This window comes from Bacillus sp. X1(2014) (assembly GCF_007678255.1).
On record NZ_VEED01000033.1, the window covers coordinates 24,367 to 31,224 of the forward strand.

The 6,858-nt window shown below is 31.5% G+C and carries 8 protein-coding genes and 2 pseudogenes; 7 read left to right on the forward strand and 3 right to left on the reverse strand.

Annotated features, from left to right (window positions below; all coding sequences use genetic code 11):
• The first annotated feature begins 15 nt into the window (after positions 1 to 15).
• Both FS608_RS28615 and FS608_RS28620 read left to right on the forward strand, forming a co-directional pair.
• Positions 16 to 234, forward strand: coding sequence for a hypothetical protein (locus FS608_RS28615; protein WP_144555947.1), 219 nt, complete (start codon positions 16 to 18; stop codon positions 232 to 234).
• A 248-nt stretch (positions 235 to 482) separates the two neighbouring features.
• Positions 483 to 827 (forward strand): annotated as a pseudogene (locus tag FS608_RS28620) (MmcQ/YjbR family DNA-binding protein).
• Positions 828 to 1,045: 218 nt separating this feature from the next.
• Here FS608_RS28620 and FS608_RS28625 read toward each other — a convergent pair.
• Positions 1,046 to 1,462, reverse strand: a complete 417-nt coding sequence (locus tag FS608_RS28625; RefSeq protein WP_144555948.1) for a hypothetical protein — start codon at positions 1,460 to 1,462, stop codon at positions 1,046 to 1,048.
• A gap of 157 nt (positions 1,463 to 1,619) precedes the next feature.
• Here FS608_RS28625 and FS608_RS28630 point away from each other — a divergent pair, with 157 nt between their 5' ends.
• From FS608_RS28630 to FS608_RS28640, 3 genes are all read left to right on the forward strand, one after another.
• Positions 1,620 to 1,940: a hypothetical protein gene (locus FS608_RS28630; RefSeq protein ID WP_144555949.1), complete on the forward strand. Its 321-nt coding sequence runs from the start codon at positions 1,620 to 1,622 to the stop codon at positions 1,938 to 1,940.
• A gap of 175 nt (positions 1,941 to 2,115) precedes the next feature.
• Entirely contained in the window at positions 2,116 to 2,571 is a 456-nt protein-coding gene (locus FS608_RS28635; RefSeq protein ID WP_186328942.1) for a DinB family protein, read from the forward strand.
• A 194-nt stretch (positions 2,572 to 2,765) separates the two neighbouring features.
• Entirely contained in the window at positions 2,766 to 3,347 is a 582-nt protein-coding gene (locus tag FS608_RS28640; RefSeq protein ID WP_144555951.1) for a hypothetical protein, read from the forward strand.
• A gap of 245 nt (positions 3,348 to 3,592) precedes the next feature.
• Here the strand turns inward: FS608_RS28640 and FS608_RS28645 are convergent, their stop codons facing one another.
• Positions 3,593 to 4,600, reverse strand: a complete 1,008-nt coding sequence (locus tag FS608_RS28645) for a DUF3231 family protein (RefSeq protein ID WP_186328943.1) — start codon at positions 4,598 to 4,600, stop codon at positions 3,593 to 3,595.
• Between the two features lie 352 nt (positions 4,601 to 4,952).
• On the opposite strand from FS608_RS28645, the gene FS608_RS28650 reads away from it, so the two are divergent.
• Together FS608_RS28650 and FS608_RS28655 are read left to right on the forward strand one after the other, a co-directional pair.
• Entirely contained in the window at positions 4,953 to 5,414 is a 462-nt protein-coding gene (locus tag FS608_RS28650) for a hypothetical protein (protein WP_144555953.1), read from the forward strand.
• A gap of 208 nt (positions 5,415 to 5,622) precedes the next feature.
• Positions 5,623 to 6,621, forward strand: a complete 999-nt coding sequence (locus FS608_RS28655) for a DUF3231 family protein (protein ID WP_144555954.1) — start codon at positions 5,623 to 5,625, stop codon at positions 6,619 to 6,621.
• A 120-nt stretch (positions 6,622 to 6,741) separates the two neighbouring features.
• On the opposite strand, the pseudogene FS608_RS31545 reads toward FS608_RS28655, so the two are convergent.
• A pseudogene (locus FS608_RS31545) lies at positions 6,742 to 6,858 on the reverse strand (integrase); the annotation flags it as partial.

Here is a 6,858-nt window from a genome sequence, read left to right on the forward strand (position 1 = left end):
AGGGGAGTGTAAATTATGCTTGAACTTGTTAAAGAATTATACTCACCTAGTAAAGCATATAAAGTGGAAATTAATAAACGTTTGAAAGATGGGCTTTTAGAAATTGACATTTATTTTTGGGATAGTGAGTGGGAAACTTGGCTACAAAAGTCCACTGGCTTTACACTTACTGACAACATAAATAGTGCATTGGCAATTGCTAAAGAAAAACTGAAAGTTTATTCAGGCGAGTGATTGAATAGATTGGGCAATTGTGAACCAATTCACTTAAACTATCGGGTAGCGATGCTTCAATAAAGAAGTATCGCTTTTTCCTTATTGAAATAACTGGCAGGTTTGCAAAAGACATTGTCACCAATAGGCAAAATTGTTGAGATATATCTAGAATCTTTTTATGGTTAGATTAAATCTTTTTATACCAACTAAAGTTGCAACTGGTTAATTTGAAATGGTTTGCATACATCCGTTGTAGGAGTGAAAAAATGAAAACCAGAGAGGAAGCAATTAATTATTGTTTGAAATTGGAAAACACCTATGAAGATTATCCTTTTAGTGATAAGAATTGGACATTAATGCGACATAAAGAAAACAAGAAGGTCTTTGCCTGAATTTTCAAAAGAGATGATTATATTTGGATTAACCTGAAGTGTGAAAACGATTGGTTGGATTTCTATCGTCAGAATTACCCTTCAATAGTTCCTGCCTTTCATCTTAATAAGGATCATTGGAATTCCATTATTCTTGACGGTACTATTCCAGAGGATGTTATATATGACCTGATTAGACGAAGCTATAACTTAACAAAGCCAAAAACCAAAGTGAGTTAGTTATCTACTTTTATTGTTAAACTAAACTAGAAAAACCAACTATTTTATTAAAGGAAAGAATGTGAAAGAATGTACTTAATCTAAAGGGTGCAAGAGTTAAAGATTGGGATCGTTGCGACATCCCTTTTCTTTTGCACTAACGGAGCAGGTTAGTGGAACAAGAGAAATAAAAACAATATCTCTTTTACATCCAATTTGACTTAAAATTTAAAAATTCACTAGTTTTTTTTGATAAGAATTAGTTGTGCAAAATCAAAAATAACTGCAAAGTATGCACCGATAATACACATCAATAAGCCATCTTCTTCAAATAAAAAATCAAAAGGGTCTTGTATAAAACCGAACAATAGTGGACCCAGGAATCCTAAAAGACTATGTAAAACCAATGAGGCAACTATTTTTCTACTACTTATTTTTTCTGTTATTTTTCCAATAACAAAAGATATTGGGATACCATAAATGAAAATAAACAAAAATGAAACATAAAGAATGACTGTAATAACAAACCCTGTCCCGATATTTAAGGAACTAGTTTCAATAGGATTTAAAAAGTCCCATATTAGAAGGTATAGATATAAAAGCAAGTTACCTATCAACAAGGAAGATAAAGCTGAAAAGATTTTGATTTTTATCATATTTTTTATTTCTCCGTTAAGAAAATATATTATTTAATTTTAAACCATTACCCAATTTAAGGGAATTAGAAAAACATAATTTCCGTTTAAATATTTTTGTTAGATGATGCTTCTTCAACAACGGGTGCTTTACTTCAAGAATATAGGAGAAAAAATAATGTTTATTAGAGCATTTATTCAAGCCAAGACGAAAATTGAAGCTGAAACATTCTTGGAGAATTTGTTTGTTTTGGCAGAAAAAGTACATTTAAATTTAAAGGTAACAAGCTTCGAGCCGTATTGGAAATTCAATGATAGCTTTCAAATTGAAATGGAAGGAACAAGCCTAACAGATGAACAATTTAATAGGTTTTTAGAGTACGTAGCGACAAAATGGAGTAGCTCATCTGACAGTTTTTTAGCAACCATAACGATTGAAGGTTGTACAATATTCCTCGAAAAATTCGAGTTTATTGAAATTTTTCCTAATGAGGTTTAATAGACATAGAGCGAATAGAATGTGAAGTATTCTACTAATATTAACGGGTGCATTACTTACATAACGGTAATGCTTTTTTCTTATTCAGCTAACGGAGCAGTTTAGTGGAAGAAGGGATATTAATGACTTTAGACAAATATTGTTTTTTAGATACATATTGAAGGGGTGTATGAGTGTGGAGGATATAATTAATGCAATAAACCACTGGATAGAGGCATTACCAAAGGAATACAACTCAATGTCAGAAACAGAAATATCAAATCGCCCATTACCAAATAAATGGTCTAAAAAAGAGATATTAGGACATCTTTGTGACTCTGCAATAAATAATAATGAGAGGTTTGTAAAAATTCAATATACGGAACAACCTTATGTTATCCAATCGTATAATCAAGAACAATGGGTGAGAATTCAGAATTATCAAGAAAGACCACTAGATGAGATAGTGTCTCTTTTTCAAAACTTAAATAAGCAAGTTATAAATATCATTATGAATATTCCTGCTGAGAAATTAACTTATCTTTGTGAGATTGGTAATACCCAAAAAACATTACAGTGGCTGATACAGGACTATCTTAACCATATGGAACATCATATTAACAAGAAAATCTTAACTATTGGTAACGACTAAATCTTAATATTTCTAATTGAACTATTGGGTGCTTTAGTTGAAGATCAGAGCTGTCATTAAGGCAGCTTTTTCTTGTTGAACTAACAAAGCAGGTTAACGTAATAACATTTTGAAACAAATCGTATAAAACATAAAAAATAACTGCTATAATTCAGAAAAAACTATTGATTTGAAGGGAATGCAGTAAAGAAATAATGACTGAAATTAAGGAAAAAGATGATAAAAAAAGAAAACTTATAGGGAGATTTATAGGGGATTTACAATATTTACTTGAAATTAATTCAAAGTTAGGACTACTAGATAAAACACTTAATATAACCTGGGTTATAGTCTTTATAATTACACTCTTTATGGCACCATTATTAACTCCTAATTACCCGTTAAGAGTCTTTCCAACTTTAATACTAGCATTGTTTTGTATTATTATCTTGTTTCGAAAAGAATTTGGATTAAAGCGTTTTATCCATCTTTCTTTAACAGTTTTAATGATGTTATTATCTCAGGAATGGGTTGATTTACCTTCTTATTTAAAAGACGAGTATAAAGTTGTAGAAGGGATTCCAAATAGGATTGAATTTTATGATTCTTCTAAAGGTAGGGACTATTGGGAAGTTGTAGTTAGAGAAATTCCATTCTCTATGCAAAAAGATAGCATCAAAGAAGAATATTCCGATAGATGGTTCTATATTCGTTATTTCCCTCACTCTAAGTTTATTCTTGATTTTAAAATCTTTTCGAAAGAGGAAACAAGAAAAAAATTACAAGCGTTTAAATAATATGTCTTGTTGAACTAACGGGCAGGTTAGTTCAACAAGAACTATACTAATTAATGGAATTATTTATTAACACTTTGCAAAAGTTAGATTGGATATTTACAAGAAGTGCTAAAATTTATGATTTAAGGTCGCCCAATAACTGGTAAAGCTAATGACCTAAAAATGTTCCAATCGCATCTTTATCCACATCGATAAATCCTACTTTCTTTCATAGTTATAAAGTTGTATCACACCCCTTAAACACTCTAATCCTTTGCCAAACCTTTATGGTTTGGGGCTTGCGGAGGTTGTTCCAACCATTCGTTTTCAATCATTAAGTTTACACCATCTTTAGCGTATTGAGCATTTTCTGCTGTTAAACGAACATAAGATGCTGCAATATCCATTCTTAAACTTGCTGCTGAAGCAGTTGCATAGTTCGAAATACTTGATGCAATTAACAATGCAATATGAAACATGATTAATTTATCAGAAAAAGGTGTGAAAGTTGAATCTGTGACTTCAAGGTCCCATGCTGCTGGTGCTGGAATGTCATCCTCAGTTAACATGGATGAAAACAGTTGAATATGTTTTTTAGATATTTCTTTACCTCTATTACAATAATCACTAACCTTTTTAGACTTCGCTACTTGGGCAAAACCTTCTAAAAGAGCTCTACCAACTGCATTTGCCTCAATATTTGCTGCAATATGAGTAATTTCGATTACATTTAGAGGTCTATTATTTAAATTTAAAAAACCACCTAAATACTTTTTTTTATCAATGAAATCAACACTATCAGGAGTTGAAACATAAGGTGGTCTTACAAATAATCCCTTTGATAATAAAACGTTGGCTGTTTTATTATATAGTTCTATTGAGGCTTGTATTGCTTGACTAAGGAAATCACGGACATCAGAATGTGCGGAAGTTGCCAAAGCCACACCATATATAGATAAACCAACTTTTGACATATTTTTAATATAATATAAGTAAAAAGCATCTGAAAATAGACGTGGAGAACTTGGACTTACATCTTCGTCAATAAAGCCAACTGGAATTGGTTGATTATCTTTTTTTAGTATTTCTTTGCTCATATTTAACATTTTTTGTGATATATTAAGTGCAAATTCTAAAATTGATTTTATATCTGGTTCATCCACATTAGCTAAAAAATATTCCATAATACATTTAGAAAAACTGTTGTTCACATAGCTACTCCACATAATTGAAATTTCAGAAGATGTCAATCTTGGATTATGTTCTCCCTCCATTTTATACCCTCCCATAAATCGATAATTATAATATCCACTAGTAACTGGTAGTATATTCAAATTCCAAGATAATTATATTATCCGATTAAGTCTTTATAAAATCAGAGAATCTGATTAATTATAGAATAATAATCTTATTCAAGTAACGGGTGCTTGAGTTTAACAAAGAGTCGTAGCTACGACTCTTTTTCTTGTTCCACTAACGGGGCAGTTTAACTTAAGAAGAAGAAGTAGGCAGACAAGAAAAGCGTTTTTTTGTGGTGGTGTTGGGAGATTAGCGAAGAACAACTTACGACATAAAATGAATACTTAGAAAATGAATAGAGAACGCTAAAAAAGAGGAGGGCTAAAGATGTCAAATAAAAATCAGTGGCTACTTAATGTTCCTATGGTTTTATTAGTATGGTTAACACTCCCTTTTTTAGGGGTACGTAATATTAAGAAATTCCTTCCTGCATCCATTTTTATTGTAATTGTAGAAATTCTTCTTGCCCAAATTGGGAAGCAACGCAAATGGTGGGTTTTTTATAAAAAAAATTCATTTATTTCAGTGGCATTACCTTTTTATGTTGGCCCTTTTTTAATAGGTTCAATGTGGATTTTAAAATGGACATATGGAAATTTTAAACGTTTTATTACACTCAATGCAATAGTAGATGGTATGTTTGCCATTTTAATGATGGGTTTATTAAAAAAATTAAAATTAGTTACACTCGTCCGGTTTAATAAAATTCAATTTTTTCTTTATTTGTTTCTTAAGTCGTTCTTGTTATATGGATTTCAATACCTCATTGAAAAGAGAAATGCTGACTAGATTTGGTTAAAGGGATAAAATTGTTAATTATGTTAAATTGATGGCATATGTGAAATTTTGCACTTAAGCTAACGGGTGCTTGAGTTCAGAATGAGAGATTGCGGTGGCGAACCTTTTTTTGATCAAACAGAGCAGAGATAATAAATAAATTTCTTTACTATGGGTACCTTAAACTATAAATTGAACTTTATGGTTTGGAGGGGAAAAATTGACAACTAAAGATTTAGTTCCATCAGAAATTTCTAATCTCTGGAACACTTATTTAAGTAATACCATGACTGTTTGGGTTACTCGTTATCTTCTTGCCAATATTCAAGATGAAGAGATATATAATATGCTTAAAAATGCCGAAATGTTTTCAGTTAAACAAGAAGAAAAATCGAAAAAGTTTTTAGAAGAGGCTGGTTATCCTCTTCCAGATGGATTTGATGAACAGGATGTGGATGTTAAATGTCAACCTCTTTATTCTGATAACTTCATTCTTTATACAAAGTTTGTTCTGGCACAACAGGGATGTATATTTTATTCCATGTTTTTAGTTACTTCCATTAATTCTGATATACGCCAGTTTTATGAATACTGCTGGACGAACTCCAAAAACATTTATAACCAATGTACTGACATCATGGTGAAAAAAGGTTTGCATCATCCGAAACTACACGTTCCAAAACCAGAAAGGGTGGACAAAGTAGATAACCAAAGCTTTTTAGCAGGGTGGTTTCCGGACAGACGACCATTAAATGTACAAGAAATTAGCCAACTAGAGTTTTGTTTCAAAGCAACAGAACACAACAAAGAATTTTTGAAAAGTTTCGCGCAGACATCACAATCTAAAGAGTTAAGAAATCATTTTCAACGTGGAGCAGAAATTTCACAAAAACATTTGGAGATTTTTCAGAATATCCTTTCTGAAAATGATTTACCGCATCTCCCAACATGGGAAAGTGAAATAACGGATTCTACTGTTGCGCCATTTTCTGAAAGATTAATGTTATATAAAATGACATTATTAACAGGACTTATTTCAACCAATTATGGAACGGCATTATCTACTATGATGAGAAGAGATTTAGGACTTCATTTTATTCGTTTAAGAACCGAACTTCTGAAATATGGAGAAGATACTCTAAATCTCATGATTAAACATGAATATTTAGATCAACTGCCCATGGCAAAAGAAAAACCAACAGTGCATTCTTCCGAATAAATAGAAAACAGTGAAGTTGTTCGATGCGATACTCAAAATATGGCTATGTGTTCTTCTTCAACTAACGGGTGCAAGAGTGAAATAAGGCAACGCTATCGTGAGATGCGTTACTTATTTATTCTAAAAAAACTTCCTATATAATTCCTGCCTGATGCTTCCACTTAACTGGGCATAAATCCGGGTGGTTTCACTTTTTTCATGACCTAATAGGCTTTGAATAACTTCTAGAGGTGCTCC